Consider the following 22,761-nt stretch of genomic DNA (forward strand, 5'->3'; position numbering starts at 1 on the left):
GATGCGTCGACGCCTGCGCTCTGTCGAGCTTAGTTGGCAGGCGCACCGCAGTCGCCTTCGACACAATTTGGGTTGCGCCGAAGACGACGCACCCCAAATCGTCTTGTAAAATTGCACGTTAGGCGACAAAACGAAGATTATGCTTCTGCCCATACATCATCCAGATTCAACATTTGCGCGAAGTATGAGGGCAAAACATATTTTCTGAGCACGATACTTTTTTCGAGTCGCGGCGATGTGTATCTTTCCTTTCCTGATATGTCCTATATAAAGGGTTTTTATGGCTACTATAACATGCCGGGCAACGGTCAAAGACGACACGACGTAAGTCTATTCCAGAAAGAAAATACATTCATAACAGATCATGATATTAAATTCTCTTGGCATCCGGATGGTGAGTGTCATTTTTCGCAAGACGGCAAAATCATTACGACCGTTAGGAAGCAGGTATCCACCCCTGAGAATTATTTTGGACATCTGTTTACCTGGACAGCCTTTAATCTTAAGGACTTCAGCCAGACAGAAAATTTAAAGTATCTAAGCCGAACGTCCAAGAGGCAAAAGACACTCAACTGTAATTTGAATCTTGGTACAACTCATGGCATCAACATGGTCGGTCATTGGTATGATAAAGATCGCTATTATGCGGCAATGAAACAAAATTTTGCTAATGGCATAGTTGGCCCCACTCTGACTGAAAAAAGAGAAGAGGAAAATGGCCACACTCGTGATATTGGCCACTTTCTATTATCACAGCCTGCGACATCGCCGTTTCATTCAAAATTGCTCGATCTCGTGGTTTATGAACGTACTGATGCGACTCAAAGCAGTTTTAATGACTATTTTTTCTTCGGGGGATTCGACAAGCCTGAGATTGCGCTGAATCCCAATAAACCTACCTCAGCACTCTATTTTTTCTATACAAACAACCCTGACTCTGACATCGATCAATTATCAAAAAGATTAGATTCGCGAGACCTACAATAACCGGTTCGTTTCGTCGCCTAACAAAATTTACCTGCTGCGCTCGCTGCGGTGCCGTGGCTCCTCGCGTGCTCGGCCCTACGCGCCAAAAGATCGCGGACAAAGCACAAGCGGGACGCTTGTTTTGTGCTTTGCCGCGAGGCGCTCCGGGCAGATTGAGTGACGCAAAATGGCTTTACAGAGGACAAAGTTGAACGAAGCGTCACTCAACCTCAGGTAAATTCCACGTTGTCGGCCATAATTGCGGCTTGTTCCACGCTCGCATCCATGCGAGCCCTTCTGGCCGATTGAGGGTATTTTTGCATTACCCTGCGATTATAGTATTTCACCTGGTTAATCATGCAACCCATTTTGATAGAGGTGGACATTTCTGCTCCTGTCGAAAAAATATGGGCATTTCTAACGCAGCCTGCATTGATGCAAAAATGGATGTCACCACCGAAAGCAGAAATCACGGTGCAGACCGATTGGCAAATTGGCAATGAAATAATCATTTCGGTGTTCCATGACCACTATTTTCAAAACAAGGGTCAGGTTATTGCCTTCAACCCTCCTCGGTTATTGGAATATTCGCATTTGAGTTCTCTTTCGAACTTGCCGGCGGAGTCCGAAAATTTCACGTACCTCCGGTTTGTAATTGAAGGCGCAAGGAATGGCGGCAGGTTAGCACTAAAGATCAGTAACTTTCCGACGGAATCTGTTTACCAACATATGCAATTCTATTGGCGCGGAGCGATTCAGATACTAAAGTCACATATAGAGATTTCAAGGCAAGCTTCATATCCTGAAAAGGAACGTAGAAAACCATTTTGAAAAGGCCCCTCAGCCCTCCGTGGCTGAGGGGCCGCGCAATTACGGCCGACAACAAATTTTACAAGCTGCGCTCCCTGCGGTGCCGTAGCTCCTCGGGTGCTCGGCCTTACGCGGCAAAGATCGCTGCGCCCGCCGCCCTTTGGGGCTGCATTAGGCGGGCTCGCGAGCCGCTTCAGGCACATTTTGACTTGAAGCGAAGACGCTCCAAGTCAAAACGTCTTGTAAAATCCGCGTTGTCTGAAATTTCGCTTAATTTGCTTTGTACTTTCGGCCATCCATGGCCGATTCGAAACCTCTCTGAATATCTTGCCAAGTTATGGTGAAAATTGTATCTTACCGTTAGTAAGAAATTCTTACAAGGGGTGATATGGAAACTATTGAAATCACGAGCGTCTCCTCTAAAGGGCAGGTAGTAATCCCCAAGAGTATTAGGTCTCAATTATCTATCGGCGAGGGTACAAAATTCATTGTGATAGCAGACGGCAGCAATCTGTTGCTCAAAAAGATAAATGAACCAGACAAGGCCGAGTTTGATGCCCTTATTCGCCGCACCCGAGAAGTTATGAAAAACCGCAAAGTGACGCCTAAGGATTTACAAAAGGCTATCAAAGCCTCACGCGCTAAACGCGCTCGATGAAAGTCATTATTGATACAAACGTCTTTGTCGCCGGTATTATTTGGTCTGGGAAACCGGCTCAGATAGTATCGAAGTGGCTTAGTGGAGAATTTGAACTCGTACTGTCCGCAGAGCTACTTGCTGAATACGTTGAGGTAATTGAGCGACTTTCCAAAAACTCCGAATTGGCCTCTCATTGGCAGGAGACTTTGATCAAGAGAGCAACATTTGTTGCAGTTACGCAAACAGTCGATGTTTGCCGCGACCCCAATGACAACTTTATCTTGGCCTTAGGGTTGGCGTCAAGCGCCGATTATCTAATATCTGGGGATAAGGATATTTTATCCATTTCCGATTTTCCTATTAAAATCGTATCTCCGGCAACCTTCCTATTAGAGTTTTTCCGAGGACATTAGTTTCGCCTCGCCATCCTTGGCTTCGGCGATATGACGACATGGTCGCGAAACTTCAGACAACAAATTTTACGCGCTGCGGGCGCGACCGCTTCGCTGGGTCGCGTCCTCGGGTCTTCGCGGCAGAAGATCGCGGACGACGCGCACACCGGGAGGTGTGTTTTGGCGCGCCGCCGCGAGCCGCTACGACCACATTTTGACTTGCTGCGAAGACACAGCAAGTCAAAACGTCAGCGTAAAATCCGCGTTGTCTGACATGATCGCGCCTTTTACTCCGCGTGCATCCTTGCACGCGAACTCTCCCAATGACACATGTTCTTCATACCGGAATTTTTTCGAGTGGCTTCCGCCACACAGACTTCCTAATAAAACAAAAATTCTAAGCCTGATTGCGGGAATTATTTCGCTTTCTCAATTCTTCCATGCCTGCGATCAAGAATGCCAAAATGCTTGAGGCAAAAAGGCCCATTAGACCTGCTGGGATAGCTGCCAAAATACCAATAATTGGTTGCAGCTTATAGCCGACAAAGGAGCAAAGAGCAACACCAATAAGCAGACTATACCAACGGAACAGTTTGACCCGGATTTTCCGTATGCCCAGGGCTAAAATGATCACAACGTAGAAGCCTATGCTGCCTATATTCCCAAAAAGGAGATCTTCCCAATTCATAATAACTGCCTTCGCCAAGAATTCTATTGAGAGCTATTCCAATAGAATAGCCTCCACCAGAATCTACCAGATGCCGCGTAAAGCCATAGAAAAAAGCTGTACTAAACGGCTTTGCCGCAATCGTCTGGGCATCCGTGCCCAGACTCCCAGGCGCGATCACGTCAGACAACAAGTTTTACCTGCTGCGCGCACGACCGCTCCGCTGGGTCGTGTGCTCGGCCACTCCGCGCCAAAGATGCCCTGCGCCCGCCGGCCAGTGGGCCTGCATTGGCGGGCTCGGGCAGGCGCTCCGGGCACATTTTTGCTTGTGACGAAGACGCCACAAGCAAAAACGTCAAGGTAAAACCCGCGTTCTATGTCATTGCCTAGCGTCGCGAAGAGGTAGAAAAGCCCAAGAGTGCCTCGTTATTGTAAGCTCCTTCCAGGCTTCAACGCTGGTTGTGTAACGATTGCTACATTTGAAGATCGCGACGCTCCGCGATCGCTGCAAGAGTTTTACCCAGGCGTATTCGCAAAACCCGCCAAGAGTTGTCGGCGCGATGGATCAGGTTTCGTCTTGCGCTACGTTCGCAAGCTTTCGTTCATTCGTACGCGGCGGAAATTACTGAGAGCTCGCGAACTCCGCTTTGATAAAACCTCTGGCGCCTCGTCAGGTAAAGTGCGGGTTTTGCGAACACGCCACAGCCCTACCCTAAGCGACCGCTTGACGGCAACGACATAGAACAAATTTTACGCGCTGCGCCGCGACCACTCCGTTGGGTCGCGTGCTCGGCCCTGCGCGCCAAAGATGCCTTCGTCGCACAAACGGGACGTTTGTTTGGTGCTCCTCAGGCAGGCGCTCCGGGCACATGCGCTTCGCGTAAAACGCAATGGTTGAAATGCAAAACACTTTACACCCGCAGGCGCACGTCAGCGTAAAATCAACGTTGTCTGAAATAATTGCGCCTCGTAATTTGCCGGCATCCGTGCCGGCACCGTGCGGCCAAGAGCGGGCTTTTCATTGTTTCCGATTTGAGAAGCACAAAGCAAGCGCACCGTGTGTCAAGTGAGGTCGTTCTACAATTTTCTTGACGAGTCCTGATTAAATATTTCCCTATACCACTATGATAAACATGAAAATAAGGATTCAGTCCTACGCTCTAGGGCTATTGATGATTACGATATTTGCTTCAGCGATTCTTGCTGGCGGCATAGTAAATACAAAGCAACTCGCTGATTCCCTAGCACAAGTTGTCGAATACAAGAAATCTATGGAGGAAATGGAGGCAGATGGTCGCACAGTAAAGGCAAAGGAAGTTAAGAACAAAATGTGGGACCTCAGGTTTGATCTGTTCAAAATTGGCAAAACTTATACAACCACATCTGAATGCCCAGTTTACTCCTGGTATTCAGGCGGTTATCATGGGATTTCGTTGACATGTTGGCCCTCGACGATCGAAAGCGAGCTCGATAGCATGAGCATAAGAAATCAATTTCACATTCTGACAAAATCAGACTACATTGGCCGAATTGGCTGGGACAAGAAGACAAAGTTAAAATCTATCACCGCCGACAAAGTAGCCGCAACGCTTCAAGAAAAGGGTCGGTTCGAAGTTAAGTTTCAGATAATCGACGTAAATATGAGCGGTGATTTTTTAGTTAAGGTGCTTTCCGCAAAGCCGGCAGCACAACAATCTTCTGAAGTGAGTGCTCCTCAGACTGAAACACCTGAGTAAAGCTCCAAAATTCATTCCCTGATAGCTGATGTTGCCGAAATAAGGCCGGCAATGTCAGCCAATCATCATGGAAAAGTCTATTCCTATCGGATTTGTCGTTTACCACGATCTGCAGACAATCTCGGGGCCAAATTCATTGTACGGCATACCAATTACGAGGTATTTATCCTGCTGAGAGGCGCCTTGAACCTTTGTAAGTGATTGACAGAATCCAAATATGGCCTCATTGTTTTCCTTAGTGCTCTTAGGGAAAACATATAGTTTCAGGTCCGCCTGACCAAACACCAACTTTTGAAAATCTAATGCAATTTCACGATATTTAGTATTCCATTCTATCTCCGCGATGAGTAGTAATCTATCAACTATATTCAAGCCCTCTGATATCAAATTTTCATGTGGCTTTTGCTTCGCAACCACGAAATCCCAGAGCCACTCGCCCCAATCCGTTTTTACACCAGGATTAACAGAATGCGCATAGACACCAATATTCTCCGAAGGCAAAGTACAGGCTTTTGTGAGCACTGTCTTTATTTCGCTGGTCCAATCCTTCTGGCTAACGTGGCGACCCGCCCATTCAGTCGCCAATGATTGCAGAATCTCGCTAAGCTTTTCTATTGTCATTATTTCTTGATGCACACAGGTTACCGTTCCGCTTTGTAGACTTCGATTAGACCACATTTGACTTGCGGATTCGCTATCATGCGTGTTGCCCCCGTAATCGCGTTAGCGTTTCCACCTTCTGTCCTTAAGGCCCCTGAAATTTCAATTGTTTTTCTAGGCTAAGCCATAAAGTTTGCATTGGCGTCAGAGCGGCTGTTCTTGTCTGTGCAAATACGATACTGAAGTGTCGCGAATGACTTCAAGACTGGCTTGATCATGGAAATTCGCCCGGCCGTCCTAGCCGGGCTCACAGGCGCAATTACTTCAGACAACAAGATTTACGAGCTGCGCTCCCTGCGGTGCCGTAGCTCCTCGGGTGCTCGGCCCTACGTGCCAAAGATGCCCTGCGCCCGCCGGCCGGTGGGCCTGCATTGGCGGGCTCGGGCAGGCACTTCGGGCAAATTTTGGCGGCTGAATATGCAATAACCGTATTAAATAATTGACGTAGTGCGCCGCCAAAACTTCTCGTAAATCCAACGTTGTGTGCCATGCTATGAAAACAATCTACACAGTAACAATACTCTGCTCAATATTAGTCGCATGCCAAATGCAGCGGCAATCGTCACCCCCACAGCCATCGGTTGAGAATGCCCCGACATTAGAGAATACGAAAAAGGCAGCCGAAAAATCTGAAGAATACACGGCAGATGAAAAAATTGAATATGAAGCCTACTTTTACGAGATAGCAGAAAAGACGGTCTATTCAAAGCCGAATTTTGATTCTACGCCCCTGGTGAAGGCTCCGGACAATTCAAAATTCTTTGTCTACTTTCGGGCAATGCCTCACGTTGTTCACAAGGCGCGAAATTATTTTTGGTACAAGGTGAAGACTAAACAAGGAGATGGCTGGCTTGCTTCTCGCAGTTACGGCATCCTACCCCAAAATGCAAATTTGAAAAATTTTCAGGGCGGATGCCTGTCAAAATACGGCTGCGGTGGGTGTGATCGTATCGATTTTATTCCGGGCGGACGCTTTGAAATCGCTTCAGGATGTCATTTTGGCTTTGGTGAAGGTACTTGGCGTGCGCAGGCGAAATATATCGAAGCCACATTTGAATTTAAGCCGAGCTGCTACGACAGTTGCGGCAGGGATGAAGAAATAAGCGTCGGTGGTCTAAATATTCCCGTGGCTGAAGTTGCTGAAAAAGGCTATGAATATTTCGCAGAAGATTACGCTCGGCAAAACGGTTTCAGTGCGACTGTCCGCTTCTATCAACTGCGAAATGGGCTTTTTGCATACAAATATCAGAAAATCAGGCCCAAAAATCGAAGAGAATCGGGTTTTTGGGATCTTCCATCTGCGATGCGCAAATACACAAAGGTTTCTGTCGAACAATAGCACGGCACACAACAAAATTTACCCGCTGCGCTCGCTGCGGTGCCGTGGCTCCTCGCGTGCTCGGGTCTGCGCGGCAAAGATCGCGGACGCCGCGCAAGCGGGACGCTTGCTTTTGCGCGCCGCCGCGAGCCGCTCCGACCACATTGATGGTGCTTAATATGCGGCTTTTCAAATAAGCCCGGTTTTATTGTGTGGCGCACCATCAACGTCGGGTAAATTCCGCGTTGCCCGCCATGCCTATGCGTGGCCGAAAAATCGAAGAAGCACTGTGTGCAGTCGAGCTTGCGGCTTGCTATTTCGATGAAGATTAGAGTTTGGCGACTGGCGCAAGCACGACTGCTCGGTTGGCGCTCCTGGCTTCGAGGTTTGTCTGCGTCAGAAATCCTACTATTTGTTCGAATTCGGTATTGCGGCTTCGCAGGCCACGCATCGCGAGCTTGAGAGCGACTAGCCCCTGCCCGATCGATGCGACGTCGCGCTCGCGAGTCGGCACGGCGGGCAACAGATTTTACAAGCTGCGCCGCCATTCGCTACGCGAAAGGCGTGCTCGGTCTCGGCGACGAAGATGCGTCGACGCCCGCAGCTCAGTTGAGCTTTGTTGGCGGGCGCGCCGCAGTCGCCTTCGACACAATTTGGGTTGCGCCGAAGACGGCACACCCCAAATCGTCTTGCAAAATCAAACGTTGTACGCCATTTAGGGATGAATATACTAGAACACCACCGGACACAGAATTGGTTGAAACAATTCAAGAACAGCAATGATTACCTTTTGGCTGCCTTGTTTCTAAGAAGTCTCAAACTGGTTAGTTTTGCAGAATTTGAAGGGGCAATCACCGAGCAAATCACTAGTATTCCTAAAGACGTTAAGAGCAGAACAGCATTATTTCCGGTCGTCAGGCAAGATGCCGCAGATTTTCTTCCAGACAGCTCTGGAAGAATTCGGCATATGTTCAAGAATCTCTATAGGCAAGATAAGCGAAGGTTTTGCATCGAACCATCATTTGAATCCATGCGGGCCCAAAAGGTGAAGAATATCGTCTTGGTTGATGATATTGTGGGGTCTGGTAAGCGATTAGACGGTTATCTTAAGACGGCCATTACGCCGACCATTAAGAGCTGGCTTTCATACAAATTGTGCAAGATTTTTATTGTATCGTATGCTATCACGACCGAAGGTGAGGCGTTTGTACGAAGGCGGCACAAATATTTGAAACAAGAAAACTTCATATCTGTAATGAATCGGGACGGTTTATTTCAGTTTGGGAATAAAGATCTGGTCGATTTGTTAACAAGATATGGGAGCCGAGCCTCTGGCCCGACCATGTATCTTGGCTTCAAAGGCGTCCATACGAACATAGTATTTCAGCACGGTGCTCCCAATAATTTACCAGGTATTCTGGTGAAAGACAGTAAGGAATGGATGGCGCTCTTTACTGATCGTGCAATTCCTAAAGATATGTACCCTCTTTTTGAAAGCAAAAAATCGTTCTGGGATATATTTCGGCTAAAGACCGTAAATGTCCAAAAATATTCAGAACTTTTGGACGATTTTCGTAAAATTGAGGAAATAGATAAGTTGAATTTAATATCGGTATTGAACCTACTCACAAAAGGCTACAAATTGAAAAAGGCTTTGCACATTGGCAATTTCACATCGAGCCAAGTCGAAAATATTCAAACTAAACTGTAAAAGTCTGAACTTGACCTGACACACCCATTTTCATGCTGTCTGTAATTTCAAATCCAGCATTTTGTCTTTCGCTATACTGAGCGAGTCTTTGAATGTTGCCAGAGGCGTTTTGCCGAAGCAATATTTCCCCTGATGAGTGCGCTGCGTGTTGTAATCGTAAATCCACTCATCAAGGTCTGCCTGCAATTGCTCCAAAGAAGTGTAAACCTTCTTTCTGAATGCAACATTGTAAAACTCATTCAATATAGTCCGGTGAAAGCGCTCACAAATGCCGTTCGTCTGCGGGCTCTTGGCCTTGGTTTTTGTGTGGTCGATATTCTCCAAGGCCAGATACAGCTGATAATCGTGCTCTTCCCGGTTGCCACAGTACTCGCTGCCACGATCGGTCAGAACGCGCAACAGCGGAATCTCATGCTCGTCAAAAAACGGGATGACTCTGTCGTTAAGCATATCGGCTGAAACCAGAGAATTCTTGCGATCATAGAGTTTCGCAAAAGCGACTTTCGAATACGTGTCGATGAAGGTCTGCTGATAAATTTTACCCACACCCTTCATATTTCCCACGTAAAACGTGTCTTGTGACCCCAAATAACCAGGGTGCTCCGTTTCAATTTCACCGTGACTTTCCTTCTCATCTTTTGCGCGTTCGAGCGCAACCAATTGTGCCTCGGTAAAGATCCCCTTTTCCTGAGCCATTCGCGCTTCAAGGTATTTCAGCCGTTTTTTAAACGTCGCAAGATCATGGCGCAGCCAAACGCCGCGCACGCCAAAAGGGGAGATGATGATACCTATCTTGCGCAACTCGTTGGACGCCCGAACCTGACCGTACGCGGGGTATTGAAATGCAATTTCCCGTACCGCTTCCTCGACCTCTGGAGCTACACGATTTTTCAGCAAAGGCTTCCTGCGGCTGATCTCCTGCAATGCGAGCTCGCCACCCTTGTCGTAAAGCTCCTTAAACCGGTAGAAACTGTCTCTTGAGTAACCGAAAACCTTGCAAGCTTTCGATACGCTGCCCAGCTGCTCTGCCAGTTTCAGCAGACCAACCTTGTTCTTGATAATTTTCTGTTCTGTCGTCATAAACACTCCTTTTTGTTAAGAGAGTGTCAGATAAAGTAAAAACTATTACAACTAAACTGGTTCAATTCTCATTAATCGACGCAAAAGGGAAGATATCTCAATTCGGAAAAGAATTTGCAAGAAAGCACACGAAAACCAAAGCCCTGCCCGTAAAACGATTGACGGTAAATCCTAATTACGCTGATTATTTCCCTGAAAAGTTTGATGGGGTTCAGAGGACTTCTGGCAAGAACTCTTAGAGTCAATTTGGAAGTGGATTTCCACAACCGCTGAAGTAGCTTATGATTACATCAAGCACCAGTGTCCCTTTTCTCGCACGGAGCCTTACGGAAAAGCGACACTGGTCCTCGCTGGCGCGAGGTTGAAGCAGATGTTACTCTGGACCCCACATCTTTTCGAAAAAGCTGGCATTCAACGTAAATATGATATCCCTTATATCGCACGCTTAATTGACTACGGCAACCAACTATCTCAACGAAATCTACCTGTTATTTTCTCGCTTAAGCATTTTTCTAGATTAACTGACATCAATTACTCGTATTTGAGGGCCGTCATCGACCGAACCGAGTATCCATATAAGACTTTCAAAATTCGCAAGAAAACCGAGGGCTTTAGGCGAATATCCGTTCCAGACTCCCGATTATTGGTAATCCAACAATGGTTGCACAAGCATATTCTCTCCAAAATCCAACCACATTTCTCTTCCACCGCATTCAATCCTGGTTGTTCCATTATGAGAAACGCTCAACCGCATTGCGGCGCAAATTGGTTAATAAAAATCGATATTGAAAATTTTTTTGACAGCATTTCCGAAAGACAGGTTTATACTCAATTCAAAGCTCTTGGCTATTCAAAGTACTTATGTTTTTGCTTTGCTCGGCTATCAACCCGATTAGCTAGCCGCGAAGCAAAAAAATACAAGAAACCACGATGGCAAAACAAACGTCATCAATATCCGGAATTCATTGGAAATCTTCCTCAAGGCGCTCCCACGAGTCCGATTCTGGCAAATCTTGTATGCAGGCAACTAGACGCCCAAATACATCAACTAATCCAACCGATGGGGTTGATATACACCCGATACGCAGATGATATTGTGATATCTGGCAATGCCCTCACGAGAAAAGATGCTTCAAAGCTCATCCAAGAAATCTCTAAAATTCTGAACCGAAGTGGCTTTCAAAAAAACTCACTTAAGACTCGAATCCTGAGTCCAGGAGCCCGCAAGATTGTCACCGGACTCAACGTAAACGGCCCAAATCCAACCATTCCGAAGAAACTTAAGTATTCAATTCGCGCGGAACTTCATTATGCTAAAGTGTTCGGAGTCGCGGAGCATTGTAAAAAGCTGGGTTATCATAAAATCGATGGTTTTCGGAACCAAATCCGAGGAAAAATTGATTTCGTTCGATCCGTGAATCCAAAGTTGGCTGACAAATTCTATGCACAACTAGATGATATTAACTGGCCCTAAACGGCGTACAACAAAATTTACCTGCTGCGCTCCCTGCGGTGCCGTAGCTCCTCGGGTGCTCGGCCCTACGCGCCAAAGATGCCTTCGTCGCACAAACGGGACGTTTGTTTGGTGCTCCTCAGGCAGGCGCTTCGGGCACATTTGGTGACGCAAAATGGCTTTACAGATTGAAATAATGACACAAGCGTCACCAAACGTCAGGTAAATTCCGCGTTGTGTGCCATTATCGCAAAAACATTGTAGTAATGAAAAGTATATTTCAGCTCGCCTGGCTCGCAATACCGGCTCCCATCTTTGCAGATGATAGTGCAATGGTATACATGGGTCTTTCATTTCAATGGCTACTTTCAGCGATACTTCTAATCGGTATGAGCTATTTGTTGCGAAATTTGGCAAAGGTCAGAAGGCAGAGTGCGGCACTTTGGTTATCCTTGAGTGTCATACTGACTGCTGCCTTTATTGCGGCGTCCAAGGCGCTGTTTTCTAACGAACTCAACGGCCTAATTATACTCATTACCCTTTTGATTTCGGGCCCATTGTTTTCTGTGAAGGTATTCACAGGAACCACCAAATTTGATGCATTCTTGAACTGCCTACTAAGTACGACGATTCTACTCAGCGTTTATTATCTTTATGAACTGTTTAAAATATGCGCTGCTCAACAGATAGAAGTTCGCCTGATTAATTTCCTATTTATAGTGAACGCAAGAGAATATAAACCATTCCTTTACTATCCCCCGGCATTTGACTATTATTTCACAATTGCATGGACCGCATTGACATTGATACCCGTCACCATTCTTATGAGCATTGGCAGAATGCTCATCAAACGAAGAAATTATGGGGTTACTGCTATTACAATAATTGCACTACTGATGTGCCTAAGAGGCCTGAGCCTGGTTCCTCCGGAAACACTCGCCGCCTCACTAAGGCCAAAACCCAAACTTCCTGTTCAAAGCAAATATCCAATAGGTTCTGAGGAGTTTGATAAAGAATTTGGCGACCGAATGCGATAACGGCACACAACAAATTTTACGCGCTGCGCCGCGACCACTTCGTTGGGTCGCGTGCTCGGGTCTCCGCACCGAAGATGCCCTCCTCGCACAACCGGGAGGTTGGTTTGGCGCTCGTCGGGCAGGTGCTCCGACCACATTTTTTGACGCAAATCGGCTTTACAAATAGATTAATTGACTCAAGCGTCAAAAAACGTCGGCGTAAAATCCGCGTTCTCTGACATAGTTGCGCCTTTGTTATCCGCCGCCCTCCATGGCGGCGCACTTTAGACGGCCGAATAAGAATGTCCTTCTCACATGTCTTTCGACTTGACCTATCTGGCTTTCCCGAAGTAGCTGCCGATAAACACCGACCCTTTCGGGCCTGTGCAAACCTGATTACTTCATCCGCAGAGCGGGCACATATACCAGACTACTATAATGCAGAGTCCAAAACAATTTTCAGTTCTCCAGGTTGTCTATAATTGGACAGTAAGTCGAAGTCTGTTTTTTAAGACACGATTCAACCAACAACGATAGGGCTCTTTTCAAACTTCCGAGTTGGTGAATCTTGTTTTCGATATCTTCAATCTTCCGCTGCGCTTTGATACGGATCGTCGAGCAATTCTCTCCGTTTACAATTCGTAAGGATAGCAGGGATTTTATTTCTGCAAGCGTGAAGCCCAGCTTTTTCGAGTTTAGAATGAACGATAAGGTTTTTTCCGCTCTCACGTCGTACAATCTGTAACCCGTGGCGGTGCGCTCCGGTTTGGGCAGTAAGCCCTTTCGTTCGTAGAAGCGTATTGCCTCGCGATTGATCTTGAACTTCTCGGCTAATTTTCCGGTCGTCATACTTATCCCCCATTGTGAAAGGCGCGCGGCAAATCAAACAATTTTTTCACCGCATAACACCCGTTGGCATCACCATCGGTACTATTCTGTCCGCATTTTTTCGGCAAAAATCTGTCGATTAAACGCAATAACCCTTTCAAGCAATGCATCCGCACCGTCGCGCACAACGTACTTTGTTCCATTTGTGAGCTTGACCACTGTATCCGGTGTGTCCTCGATCGTCTCGATCAGATTATGGTTCAGGTAAAAGACTTTGCCGTTCAGGCGCCTCACCTTTATCATTCTGGTTGCCTAACTCGCACAGCAGCTCAGCTTTTTCACGTCTTTGCGAAAACCGATGGCGGCAAGCTTAAGCCCTTCACTGAGCGTCAGATACGGATAGAGTTCTTCGGATAATTGTTTGACCGTAATGCCGAATTTGATTGCAAACGCCAGAGACTGCACCAGCTCGCCGCCTTCAGATGCTACAATGCGGCCACCGAGCAAGCGATCCGTTTCCCGGTGGCGAATCAGCTTGATGAAGCCGCGGGTATCATTTGCGACAATCGCACGCGGTAGATTCGTGAGTTCCAGCTTTGAAACATCGTAGGGTAATCCGGCCTGTGCTGCCTGCATTTCGTCCATACCAACGCCGGCAACTTGCGGGTCGGTGAAAACGACCCAAGGCAGCGCAGTGTAATCAGCACGGTTTACGGTTTCGGTGAAAGCATTTTCTACGGCAAGGCGCCCTTCGTAGGCGGCGGTATAAACAAAGGGTGGGGTGTTCGCGACGTCCCCCACAGCATAAATGTGCGGAACATTCGTTCCCATTTGGTCGTTGACTTTTATATGACCACTCGCATCTGTTTCTAAACCTACGGTCTCAATGCCGAGCTTCGCGGTATTGGGGCGCGTACCAGAAGCCACAAGAACTCTGCCCCGTTCCCTGATTTGTGTCATGCTGCCGTCTTTGCACTTACAGTGAATAATTACCTCCGCCTCGCGTTTCTCAAATTTTATGGCCCGGAAATTCGGGAGAATCTCAATTCCTTCTGAGCGCATCGCTTGTTCAAGTTCGGCGCTAATGTCTTCACTCTGAGTTCTCAACACGCGATCGGTAAACTCGATGATCCTCACCTTTACTCCGAGTCGATTGTATGCCATCGCAATTTCGAGCCCGATATAGCCTGCCCCCATGATGGTCAGACTTGCGGGTTTTTCTTCGAGATCAAAAAGCGTTCTGTGCGTCAGATAATCAATCTCCGCAAGGCCGGAAATATCCGGAATTTTCGTAGTTGATCCCGTCGCAATCAGGATTTTTTGCGCGGAATAAATCTGATTCCCGTCGACTTGAACGCTGTTGGAATCGATTAACCGCGCCCAGCCAGTTATCATCGTCAGCCGGGCGAAATCCTCTACTACATCCAGATATTTATTCTTCTGTAGCTGAGCTACCAGCACTTTTTTGTCCCGAATAAGCTGAGTAAAATCGACGGTCGCACCGCGCGGTTTTATAGCAGCAAAACGGGAGCTATTCGCGTGATGCACCGACTCTGCTGCCCGAATCAGCGTTTTTGACGGCACACAACCGACGTTGACGCAGGTGCCTCCAAAATTGAGGCCCGCGTTAATCATAAGAGTGGCTTTTCCCAGTTCTTCTGCCTTGATCGCCGCCGAGAATGCCGCCGAACCGCCGCCGATAATGATGAGATCGAAATTTTTCGAACCGTCTGACGGCACTGTAGCGGGCACAGCGACATTTGCATGATAGTTTTTCGTGCCGTTTATTGCCTCGATGATTTTACCTTCGTCAGTCTTAGCCGAGTCGTAAGTAACAATCCCACGAGCGCTGGGATATTCAACAGCCGCGGAAACTACACCAACCTGTTTTGTCAGCAGTTTCTCAATCGAGATAGCGCAATGATCGCAGGTCATGCCCGCGATCTGTACTTCAACGTTTTTATGATTCATTTCATGCCTCCTTGAATATCTATGACCTTGTAGCCAACAGTTTTTTCGACGGCGTTACGAAATTCCTCAAACCCGATTCGGGATTTGTCATACTTAACCCATGCGAGGCCGCGCAGATGGTCCGAGCTGCTCTCAATCACGCCCGGTTTATCCTTCAGCGCTTTATTGACACTCTGTTCACAGCCGGAACAGGTCATACCCTGAATCGAAAGTGTTGCCATGGCAATATTTTCCTTTTCAATTATAAGCGGTGTCGCTTTGGCAGATCGGAAAAATATTCCCGAATACGACGGGAAAGTTAATAGCAGCACTGCCGCTACTGAAATGATCGCCAGAAAAACTTTACTGTGCCAGAAGGCTGGTTTTTCGTCGGTTTCACACGCACACTCGATTTCCCCGCCCCTCACGGGCTTTAGCTTTTTATACCAGGCAAACGCCAGTATCCCAAGCGTCAGCGCAATCAGATAAGGCCTCGCCGGCTCGATCCACGAAAATATTGAGGCGATCCCGCCAATCCCCACTAAAATGCCCAGAACGGGGGTGAGACAGCAGAGTGAGGCTGCTGTCCCGACCAGTAAAGCAGCCCAAAGTGTTTTGTTTGATGCAGATTTATCTTCCATACGAATCTCCTTTGAAATTTGATCTGGTTTAAGTTAAACATTGTAGTATGGTACAGAGTCCAAAAAAATTATCGTTTTCTCCCGGACTTCAAACGTGGCCAGAGCACTAATAGAAGCAAAAGCCCCAAAACTAAAATGTGCCCCTTTAGCGGCGATAATAGTTGCAACAAACCGCTCTCTGAAGTCTCGCGGTTGAGATGTATCGACAGGGGTATCGCGCAACAGAGCAGACCCAGTAGAATGCGCCGCGCTACTTGGATTTTCGATTTTTTAGATTCGCTGGTTGTTTGCATAGTATATGCTCCTCCTACAAAGTGAGTTGAGTCGAAGCTATGGCCTGTACCATAGTACAGAGTCCACAAAAAGCCATTTTATATAAATGATCTCGTCTATAGTCGCCCGGCCCTCCATGGCCGGGCTCACAGGCGCAACTACGTCAGAGAACAAAATTTACCCGCTGCGCTCGCTGCGGTGCCGTGGCTCCTCGCGTGCTCGGCACTCCGGCCACAAAGATCGCGGACAAAGCACAAGCGGGACGCTTGTTTTGTGCTTTGCCGCGAGTGGCCTACGGCACATTGATGGTGCTTAGTATGTGGCTTTTCAAATAAGCCCGGCTTTATTGTGTGGCGCACCATCAACGTCGGGTAAATTCCACGTTGCCCGCCATGCCTATGCGTGGCCAAAAATAGAAGAAGCACTGTGTGCAGTCGAGCTTGCGGCTTGCTATTTCGGTAAAGATTAGAGTTTGGCGGCTGACGCAAGCACGGCTGCTCGGTTGGCGCTCCTGGCTTCGATGTTTGTGTGCGTCAGAAATCCTACTATTTGTTCGAATTCGGTAAAGCGGCTTCGCAGGCCACGCATCGCGAGCTTGAGAACCATTGCCCCCTGCCCGATCGATGCGACGTCGCGCTCGCGAGTCGGCACGGCGGGCAACAGATTTTACAAGCTGCGCCGCCATTCGCTACGCGAAAGGCGTGCTCGGTCTCGGCGACGAAGATGCGTCGACGCCTGCGCTCTGTCGAGCTTCATTGGCAGGCGCGCCGCAGTCGCCTTCGACACAATTTGGGTTGCGCCGAAGACGGCACACCCCAAATCGTCTTGTAAAATCAAGCGTTCTATGTCATTGCCTAGCGTCGCGAAGAGATGAAAAAGCCGAAGAGCGCCTCTTCATTGTAAGCTCCCTCCAGGCTTCAACGCTGGTAGTGTAACGGACGCTACAGATGAAGATCGCGACGCTCCGCGATCGCTGCAAGAGTTTTACCCAGGCGCATTCGCAAAACCCGCTAAGAGTTGTCGGCGCGATGGATCAGATTTCGTCTTGCGCTACGTTCGCGAGCCTTCGTTCATTCGTACGCGGCGGAAATTACCGAGAGCTCGCGAACTCCGCTTTGATAAAACCTCTGGCGCCTCGTCAGGTAAAGTGCGGGTTTTGCGAACACGCCACAGCCCTACCCTAAGCGACCGCTTGACGGCAACGACATAGAACAAATTTTACGCGCTGCGCCGCGACCACTCCGTTGGGTCGCGTGCTCGGCCCTGCGCGCCAAAGATGCCTTCGTCGCACAAACGGGACGTTTGTTTGGTGCTCCTCAGGCAGGCGCTCCGGGCACATGCGCTTCGCGTAAAACGCAATGGTTGAAATGCAAAACACTTTACACCCGCAGGCGCACGTCAGCGTAAAATCAACGTTCTATGTCATTGCCTAGCGTCGCGAAGAGGTAGAAAAGCCCAAGAGTGCCTCGTTATTGTAAGCTCCTTCCAGGCTTCAACGCTGGTTGTGTAACGATTGCTACATTTGAAGATCGCGACGCTCCGCGATCGCTGCAAGAGTTTTACCCAGGCGTATTCGCAAAACCCGCCAAGAGTTGTCGGCGCGATGGATCAGGTTTCGTCTTGCGCTACGTTCGCAAGCTTTCGTTCATTCGTACGCGGCGGAAATTACTGAGAGCTCGCGAACTCCGCTTTGATAAAACCTCTGGCGCCTCGTCAGGTAAAGTGCGGGTTTTGCGAACACGCCACAGCCCTACCCTAAGCGACCGCTTGACGGCAACGACATAGAACAAATTTTACGCGCTGCGCCGCGACCACTCCGTTGGGTCGCGTGCTCGGCCCTGCGCGCCAAAGATGCCTTCGTCGCACAAACGGGACGTTTGTTTGGTGCTCCTCAGGCAGGCGCTCCGGGCACATGCGCTTCGCGTAAAACGCAATGGTTGAAATGCAAAACACTTTACACCCGCAGGCGCACGTCAGCGTAAAATCAACGTTGCCCGCCATGCCTATGCGTGGCCAAAAAAAGAAGAGCCCCTGTGTGCAGTCGAGCTTGCGGCTTGCTATTTGGGTGAAGATTAGAGTTTGGCGGCTGGCGCAAGCACGACTGCTCGGTTGGCGCTCCTGGTATCGAGGTTCGTGAGCGTCAGAAATCCTGCTATTTGTTCGAATTCGGTATTGCGGCTTCGCAGGCCACGCATCGCGAGCTTGGGAGCGATTGGCCCCTGCCCGATCGAAGGTCTGTAGCGCTCGCTAGCCGGCACGGCGGGCAACAGATTTTACAAGCTGCGCCGCCATTCGCTACGCGAAAGGCGTGCTCGGTCTCGGCGACGAAGATGCGTCGACGCCCGCGCTCTGTCGAGCTTCATTGGCGGGCGCGCCGCAGTCGCCTTCGACACAATTTGGGTTGCGCCGAAGACGGCACACCCCAAATCGTCTTGCAAAATCCAACGTTGCCCGCCATGCCTATGCGTGGCCGAAAAATAGAAGAGGCCCTGTCTGCAGTCGAGCTTGCGGCTTGCTATTTGGGTGAAGATTAGAGTTTGGCGGCTGGCGCAAGCACGACTGCTCGGTTGGCGCTCCTAGTATCGAGGTTCGTGAGCGTCAGAAATCCTGCTATTTGTTCGAATTCGGTATTGCGGCTTCGCAGGCCACGCATCGCGAGCTTGGGAGCGATTGGCCCCTGCCCGATCGAAGGTCTGTAGCGCTCGCTAGCCGGCACGGCGGGCAACAGATTTTACAAGCTGCGCCGCCATTCGCTACGCGAAAGGCGTGCTCGGTCTCGGCGACGAAGATGCGTCGACACCCGCGCTCTGTCGAGCTTCATTGGCGGGCGCGCCGCAGTCGCCTTCGACACAATTTGGGTTGCGCCGAAGACGCCGCACCCCAAATCGTCTTGCAAAATCCAACGTTGCCCGCCATGCCTATGCGTGGCCGAAAAATCGAAGAAGCACTGTGTGCAGTCGAGCTTGCGGCTTGCTATTTCGATGAAGATTAGAGTTTGGCGACTGGCGCAAGCACGACTGCTCGGTTGGCGCTCCTGGCTTCGAGGTTTGTGGGCGTCAGAAATCCTACTATTTGTTCGAATTCGGTATTGCGGCTTCGCAGGCCACGCATCGCGAGCTTGAGAGCGATTGGCCCCTGCCCGTTCGATGCGACGTCGCGCTCGCGAGTCGGCACGGCGGGCAACAGATTTTACAAGCTGCGCCGCCATTCGCTACGCGAAAGGCGTGCTCGGTCTCGGCGACGAAGATGCGTCGACGCCTGCGCTCTGTCGAGCTTCATTGGCAGGCGCGCCGCAGTCGCCTTCGACACAATTTGGGTTGCGCCGAAGACGGCACACCCCAAATCGTCTTGTAAAATCAAGCGTTGTCGGCAATAAGCGCTAAAACTCTCTTCTTGAAATTATGGCGACGCTTAAATAGTGTTTTGTAGTTGCAAATTATGTCTCATTTTGAGGAGTTGGCCTACCATATGGCCGCCGAAGAATTAGAACAAGAAGAGGAAGGCGCTCATGATGACATCGCCTTAGAACCCGGTCGAAATGCAGATTCAGCCAGCGAAGTTTCTAAATTCGTAAATAAGGCAGTCCTTGCAAAATATGATGTTTACAGCTATCGAAATGCAGCCTCCATTCTAAAAAACTCATTTCCAGAAGAATTTGCAGAAATCGAAAAAGCTCTTTTAGATTTCTCAATAACAACCAAAGATATCGGCTTGCCGGGTGGCAACGAATCTACCATACCCAAAAAGCTCTCCGATAGTTTGCGACCTAAGAAGTGGTACGAAACCCGTATTCAAGGTGACCTAATCATACGAGTATATGAGCAGAGCGAAGAGGTGATTAAAGGCGGCAAAGCCAAAAAGCATACTCTGCCCCCCAAAGAGGACATCAAACTAGAAAATTATATCGATGGGCACAAGATTGATTATGTAAAAGGTAAAGTTGCACTTGATATGGAATGGAATAGCAAGGATCAAACATTTGATCGAGATTTATATGCGTTTCGTCTGTTTCATGAATGTGGCATTATTAGCGCAGCCGTTTTGATGACGAGATCAGAAAAACTGAATGATGTGCTGAAAGAAATCCCCCAACTAAATAAAGACGGCTCTCTTAAAGAAGAAGCCGGGAAAATTGTTCCTTGTATTAAGAAAATGGGCGCTAGTACGACGTGGATGGGCAAACTTTTATATAGAATGAATGCCGGGCGTCACGGCGGTTGCCCCGTTTTAGTAATCGGCATCAAAGCAGAAGCCGTATCTGATTGGCCGCCTAAAGGCAAGGTAGGGAAAAAATGAATGCTTCAGATGATCTTCTAAAGAGTGCAGGCTCGACCAAATTTGCAACGATCTTGGCTGACCCGCCATGGCAATTTCAAAATCGAACTGGCAAAATGGCCCCTGAACACCGTCGTTTGTCACGTTATTCTACTATGACATTGCAGGAGATCAAAGATCTACCTGTAGAAGCGATTGCTGCTGATACCGCACACTTGTATCTCTGGGTGCCCAACGCTCTCTTGGCCGATGGATTACAGGTAATGGATCATTGGGGTTTTACTTATAAAACCAATTTGATTTGGTATAAAATCCGCAAAGATGGTGGGCCAGATCGACGTGGTGTTGGTTTCTATTTTCGAAACGTTACTGAAATGATCTTATTTGGGGTACGAGGCAAAAAGGCCCGAACGCTCGCTCCTGGACGTAGTCAAGAAAATCTCATTTCATCTATGAAACGCGAGCACAGTCGCAAACCCGATGAGCAGTATAAGTTGATTGAATCATGTAGTTCTGGCCCATTTTTAGAACTATTCGCAAGAGGCCCTCGGAAAGGCTGGCATGTTTGGGGCAATCAATCTGAAAGTTATGAAGTAAACTGGGAAACCTATAAAAATCATTCCCAATCAAAGGTGCTCCCTTTCTTTGACAAGAAAGTCTCATAGAAGCGCTTACTGCCGACAACAAAATTTACCTGCTGCGCTCGCTGCGGTGCCGTAGCTCCTCGCGTGCTCGGGTCTGCGCCACAAAGATCGCGCCCGGCAGGGCAAGAATGATGTGCATTTTGCCTGCCGTGCGCGAGTGGCTCCGACCACATTTTTCGACGCAAGATGACTTTTCAGAGTGAAATAATGTCAGAGGCGTCGAAAAACGTCAGGTAAATTCCACGTTGTGTGACATAGATGCGACTTTGTACTCCGCCGCCCTCCGTGGCGGCGCTCCCACGGCTGATGTTTTATTGCAATCTACTGCGAAGCCACTCTGATATCTTGCTGGGATTACGGTGAGCATGAATAAAACCCAAGAACACGATTTTTTCAGATTCTGCCATATAGTAAATGCAAAACGGAAATTTCTTCATGACAAACCTGCGAAACTTCGAGCGAAACTCTCGTCCTAACCGTGGATTTTGAGAAATTACCGAAAGGTTGCTCTCAATCTCAGAGAAAAAGGCTATTCCCAAGCCGCTTTTCTGACTTTCATACCAGAACATGCCGTTAAGAATGTCATCTTGAGCTTCTGGGATAATCTCGATCTTCATAACGTTTTAATATGCTTTCTTTGGCTTTATCCCAGGATACGGCCGAAGTTTTATCCTTCGTATATTTATCAAACCTGCTATGGATTTCATCCTGATGTCGTTGTGGAATATCAGTTTGATCATATTCTTGAGCTATATTTTCCCATAGCGTTTCCAATAAATCTAGTTTTTCAGCACTTTTCATCTGCCGAATTTCAGCCACTAGCTCCGTGACGCTCATGGTAAGAAAATATCAAAAAGATTGAAACTGTCAATGATATTAAGAAAAACCAGCTTTATGCATGGAAATCATGAATAAATAGCTGGAAAAAGTAAGAAATTCACAGAAGTGCTTAATCGAGCTATTCGCCCGGCCGTCCTTGGCCGGGCTCACAGTCGCACCTACGTCACACAACAAGATTTACGAGCTGCGCTCCCTGCGGTGCCGTAGCTCCTCGGGTGCTCGGCCCTACGTGCCCAAGATGCCCTGCGCCCGCCGGCCAGTGGGCCTGCATTGGCGGGCTCGGGCAGGCACTTCGGGCAAATTTTGGCGGCTAAATGTGCTCTTACCGTATATAATAATTGACATAGTGCGCCGCCAAAACTTCTCGTAAATCCAACGTTGCCCGCCATGCCTAAGCGTGGCCGAAAAATAAGGAAAGCACTGTGTGCAGTCGAGCTTGCGGCTTGTTATTTGGGTGAAGATCAGAATTTGGCGACTGGCGCAAGCACGACTGCTCGGCTGGCGCTGCTGGCTTCGAGGTTTTTGTGCGTCAGAAATCCCACTATTTGTTCGAATTCGGTATTGCGGCTTCGCAGGCCACGCATCGCGAGCTTGGGAGCGATTGGCCTCTGCCCGATCGAAGCTCTGTAGCGCTCGCGAGTCGGCACGGCGGGCAACAGATTTTACAAGCTGCGCCGCCATTCGCTACGCGAAAGGCGTGCTCGGTCTCGGCGACGAAGATGCGTCGACGCCCGCGCTCTGTCGAGCTTCATTGGCGGGCGCGCCGCAGTCGCCTTCGACACAATTTGGGTTGCGCCGAAGACGGCACACCCCAAATCGTCTTGTAAAATCAAACGTTGTGCGTCATTCCCTTGGAGGTTT

At 48.6% G+C, this 22,761-nt stretch carries 25 protein-coding genes and 2 pseudogenes; 12 read left to right on the top strand and 15 right to left on the bottom strand.

Annotation, left to right across the window (positions count from 1 at the left end; genetic code table 11):
* The first annotated feature begins 258 nt into the window (after positions 1-258).
* From TURPA_RS17380 to TURPA_RS17395, 4 genes are all read left to right on the top strand, one after another.
* Complete coding sequence (locus tag TURPA_RS17380) at positions 259-987, top strand: hypothetical protein (protein ID WP_041948652.1); 729 nt, start codon at positions 259-261, stop codon at positions 985-987.
* A gap of 336 nt (positions 988-1,323) precedes the next feature.
* Positions 1,324-1,797 (top strand): SRPBCC family protein, encoded by a 474-nt coding sequence (locus tag TURPA_RS17385; RefSeq protein ID WP_014804545.1) that lies wholly within the window; start codon positions 1,324-1,326, stop codon positions 1,795-1,797.
* 367 nt (positions 1,798-2,164) lie between these two features.
* Entirely contained in the window at positions 2,165-2,434 is a 270-nt protein-coding gene (locus TURPA_RS17390; RefSeq protein ID WP_014804589.1) for an AbrB/MazE/SpoVT family DNA-binding domain-containing protein, read from the top strand.
* Positions 2,431-2,829, top strand: coding sequence for a putative toxin-antitoxin system toxin component, PIN family (locus TURPA_RS17395; RefSeq protein ID WP_014804590.1), 399 nt, complete (start codon positions 2,431-2,433; stop codon positions 2,827-2,829). Before TURPA_RS17390 ends, TURPA_RS17395 begins: the two co-directional genes overlap by 4 nt.
* A gap of 376 nt (positions 2,830-3,205) precedes the next feature.
* Here TURPA_RS17395 and TURPA_RS17400 read toward each other — a convergent pair whose 3' ends face one another.
* Complete coding sequence (locus TURPA_RS17400) at positions 3,206-3,496, bottom strand: hypothetical protein (protein ID WP_014804591.1); 291 nt, start codon at positions 3,494-3,496, stop codon at positions 3,206-3,208.
* A gap of 1,103 nt (positions 3,497-4,599) precedes the next feature.
* On the opposite strand from TURPA_RS17400, the gene TURPA_RS17405 reads away from it, so the two are divergent.
* On the top strand, positions 4,600-5,211 hold the full coding sequence (locus tag TURPA_RS17405) for a hypothetical protein (protein WP_014804592.1): 612 nt from the start codon (positions 4,600-4,602) through the stop codon (positions 5,209-5,211).
* A 99-nt stretch (positions 5,212-5,310) separates the two neighbouring features.
* On the opposite strand, the gene TURPA_RS17410 is transcribed toward TURPA_RS17405, so the two are convergent.
* Complete coding sequence (locus TURPA_RS17410; protein ID WP_014804593.1) at positions 5,311-5,832, bottom strand: hypothetical protein; 522 nt, start codon at positions 5,830-5,832, stop codon at positions 5,311-5,313.
* A 532-nt stretch (positions 5,833-6,364) separates the two neighbouring features.
* Here TURPA_RS17410 and TURPA_RS17415 point away from each other — a divergent pair.
* Positions 6,365-7,210 carry a hypothetical protein gene (locus tag TURPA_RS17415; protein ID WP_157210568.1) on the top strand — a complete coding sequence of 282 codons (846 nt, stop codon included), beginning with the start codon at positions 6,365-6,367 and terminating at the stop codon, positions 7,208-7,210.
* Positions 7,211-7,424: 214 nt separating this feature from the next.
* Here the strand turns inward: TURPA_RS17415 and TURPA_RS24420 are convergent.
* A pseudogene (locus TURPA_RS24420) lies at positions 7,425-7,737 on the bottom strand (hypothetical protein); the annotation flags it as partial.
* Between the two features lie 173 nt (positions 7,738-7,910).
* Here TURPA_RS24420 and TURPA_RS17425 point away from each other — a divergent pair.
* Positions 7,911-8,900 (top strand): phosphoribosyltransferase-like protein, encoded by a 990-nt coding sequence (locus TURPA_RS17425; protein WP_014804596.1) that lies wholly within the window; start codon positions 7,911-7,913, stop codon positions 8,898-8,900.
* Between the two features lie 30 nt (positions 8,901-8,930).
* On the opposite strand, the gene TURPA_RS17430 is transcribed toward TURPA_RS17425, so the two are convergent.
* Positions 8,931-9,980 (bottom strand): IS481 family transposase, encoded by a 1,050-nt coding sequence (locus TURPA_RS17430; RefSeq protein ID WP_014801227.1) that lies wholly within the window; start codon positions 9,978-9,980, stop codon positions 8,931-8,933.
* 23 nt (positions 9,981-10,003) lie between these two features.
* Between TURPA_RS17430 and TURPA_RS23665 the strand changes: the two genes are divergently transcribed.
* The 3 genes from TURPA_RS23665 to TURPA_RS17440 all read left to right on the top strand — a co-directional run bounded on the left by TURPA_RS23665 (position 10,004) and on the right by TURPA_RS17440 (position 12,470).
* Entirely contained in the window at positions 10,004-10,219 is a 216-nt protein-coding gene (locus TURPA_RS23665; RefSeq protein ID WP_157210569.1) for a hypothetical protein, read from the top strand.
* 131 nt (positions 10,220-10,350) lie between these two features.
* On the top strand, positions 10,351-11,454 hold the full coding sequence (locus TURPA_RS17435; protein ID WP_014804597.1) for a reverse transcriptase domain-containing protein: 1,104 nt from the start codon (positions 10,351-10,353) through the stop codon (positions 11,452-11,454).
* A gap of 245 nt (positions 11,455-11,699) precedes the next feature.
* Positions 11,700-12,470, top strand: a complete 771-nt coding sequence (locus TURPA_RS17440) for a hypothetical protein (RefSeq protein WP_014804598.1) — start codon at positions 11,700-11,702, stop codon at positions 12,468-12,470.
* Between the two features lie 438 nt (positions 12,471-12,908).
* On the opposite strand, the gene TURPA_RS17445 is transcribed toward TURPA_RS17440, so the two are convergent.
* From TURPA_RS17445 to TURPA_RS24265, 8 genes and pseudogenes are all read right to left on the bottom strand, one after another.
* Positions 12,909-13,298 carry a MerR family transcriptional regulator gene (locus tag TURPA_RS17445; protein ID WP_014804599.1) on the bottom strand — a complete coding sequence of 130 codons (390 nt, stop codon included), beginning with the start codon at positions 13,296-13,298 and terminating at the stop codon, positions 12,909-12,911.
* Positions 13,299-13,379: 81 nt separating this feature from the next.
* Positions 13,380-13,580, bottom strand: coding sequence for a flagellar FlbD family protein (locus TURPA_RS17450; RefSeq protein ID WP_014804600.1), 201 nt, complete (start codon positions 13,578-13,580; stop codon positions 13,380-13,382).
* A 9-nt stretch (positions 13,581-13,589) separates the two neighbouring features.
* Positions 13,590-15,248 (bottom strand): mercury(II) reductase, encoded by a 1,659-nt coding sequence (gene merA, locus TURPA_RS17455; protein WP_014804601.1) that lies wholly within the window; start codon positions 15,246-15,248, stop codon positions 13,590-13,592.
* On the bottom strand, positions 15,245-15,868 hold the full coding sequence (gene merTP, locus TURPA_RS17460) for a mercuric transport protein MerTP (RefSeq protein ID WP_014804602.1): 624 nt from the start codon (positions 15,866-15,868) through the stop codon (positions 15,245-15,247). The genes merA and merTP overlap by 4 nt, the downstream gene beginning before the upstream one ends.
* A gap of 738 nt (positions 15,869-16,606) precedes the next feature.
* Positions 16,607-16,792 carry a hypothetical protein gene (locus TURPA_RS23670; protein WP_157210541.1) on the bottom strand — a complete coding sequence of 62 codons (186 nt, stop codon included), beginning with the start codon at positions 16,790-16,792 and terminating at the stop codon, positions 16,607-16,609.
* 1,421 nt (positions 16,793-18,213) lie between these two features.
* The gene (locus TURPA_RS23675; RefSeq protein ID WP_083847899.1) at positions 18,214-18,399 is read right to left on the bottom strand and encodes a hypothetical protein; all 186 of its coding nucleotides are present in this window, start codon (positions 18,397-18,399) and stop codon (positions 18,214-18,216) included.
* A 15-nt stretch (positions 18,400-18,414) separates the two neighbouring features.
* A pseudogene (locus TURPA_RS24425) lies at positions 18,415-18,891 on the bottom strand (hypothetical protein).
* Positions 18,873-19,349 (bottom strand): hypothetical protein, encoded by a 477-nt coding sequence (locus TURPA_RS24265; RefSeq protein WP_014804604.1) that lies wholly within the window; start codon positions 19,347-19,349, stop codon positions 18,873-18,875. Before TURPA_RS24265 ends, TURPA_RS24425 begins: the two are co-directional and overlap by 19 nt.
* Before the next feature lie 260 nt (positions 19,350-19,609).
* Between TURPA_RS24265 and TURPA_RS17485 the strand changes: the two genes are divergently transcribed.
* Complete coding sequence (locus TURPA_RS17485) at positions 19,610-20,437, top strand: BglII/BstYI family type II restriction endonuclease (protein WP_217157591.1); 828 nt, start codon at positions 19,610-19,612, stop codon at positions 20,435-20,437.
* The gene (locus TURPA_RS17490; RefSeq protein ID WP_014804606.1) at positions 20,434-21,081 is read left to right on the top strand and encodes an MT-A70 family methyltransferase; all 648 of its coding nucleotides are present in this window, start codon (positions 20,434-20,436) and stop codon (positions 21,079-21,081) included. Before TURPA_RS17485 ends, TURPA_RS17490 begins: the two co-directional genes overlap by 4 nt.
* A gap of 290 nt (positions 21,082-21,371) precedes the next feature.
* Here the strand turns inward: TURPA_RS17490 and TURPA_RS23825 are convergent, their stop codons facing one another.
* The 3 genes from TURPA_RS23825 to TURPA_RS23685 all read right to left on the bottom strand — a co-directional run bounded on the left by TURPA_RS23825 (position 21,372) and on the right by TURPA_RS23685 (position 22,547).
* The gene (locus TURPA_RS23825) at positions 21,372-21,677 is read right to left on the bottom strand and encodes a type II toxin-antitoxin system RelE/ParE family toxin (protein WP_014804607.1); all 306 of its coding nucleotides are present in this window, start codon (positions 21,675-21,677) and stop codon (positions 21,372-21,374) included.
* Complete coding sequence (locus TURPA_RS22225) at positions 21,643-21,897, bottom strand: addiction module protein (RefSeq protein ID WP_014804608.1); 255 nt, start codon at positions 21,895-21,897, stop codon at positions 21,643-21,645. The genes TURPA_RS23825 and TURPA_RS22225 overlap by 35 nt, the downstream gene beginning before the upstream one ends.
* 464 nt (positions 21,898-22,361) lie before the next feature.
* Complete coding sequence (locus TURPA_RS23685; RefSeq protein ID WP_157210570.1) at positions 22,362-22,547, bottom strand: hypothetical protein; 186 nt, start codon at positions 22,545-22,547, stop codon at positions 22,362-22,364.
* Positions 22,548-22,761: the final 214 nt, after the last annotated feature.

The sequence above is a fragment of the Turneriella parva DSM 21527 genome, from assembly GCF_000266885.1.
Taxonomy (GTDB): Bacteria; Spirochaetota; Leptospiria; order Turneriellales; family Turneriellaceae; genus Turneriella; species Turneriella parva.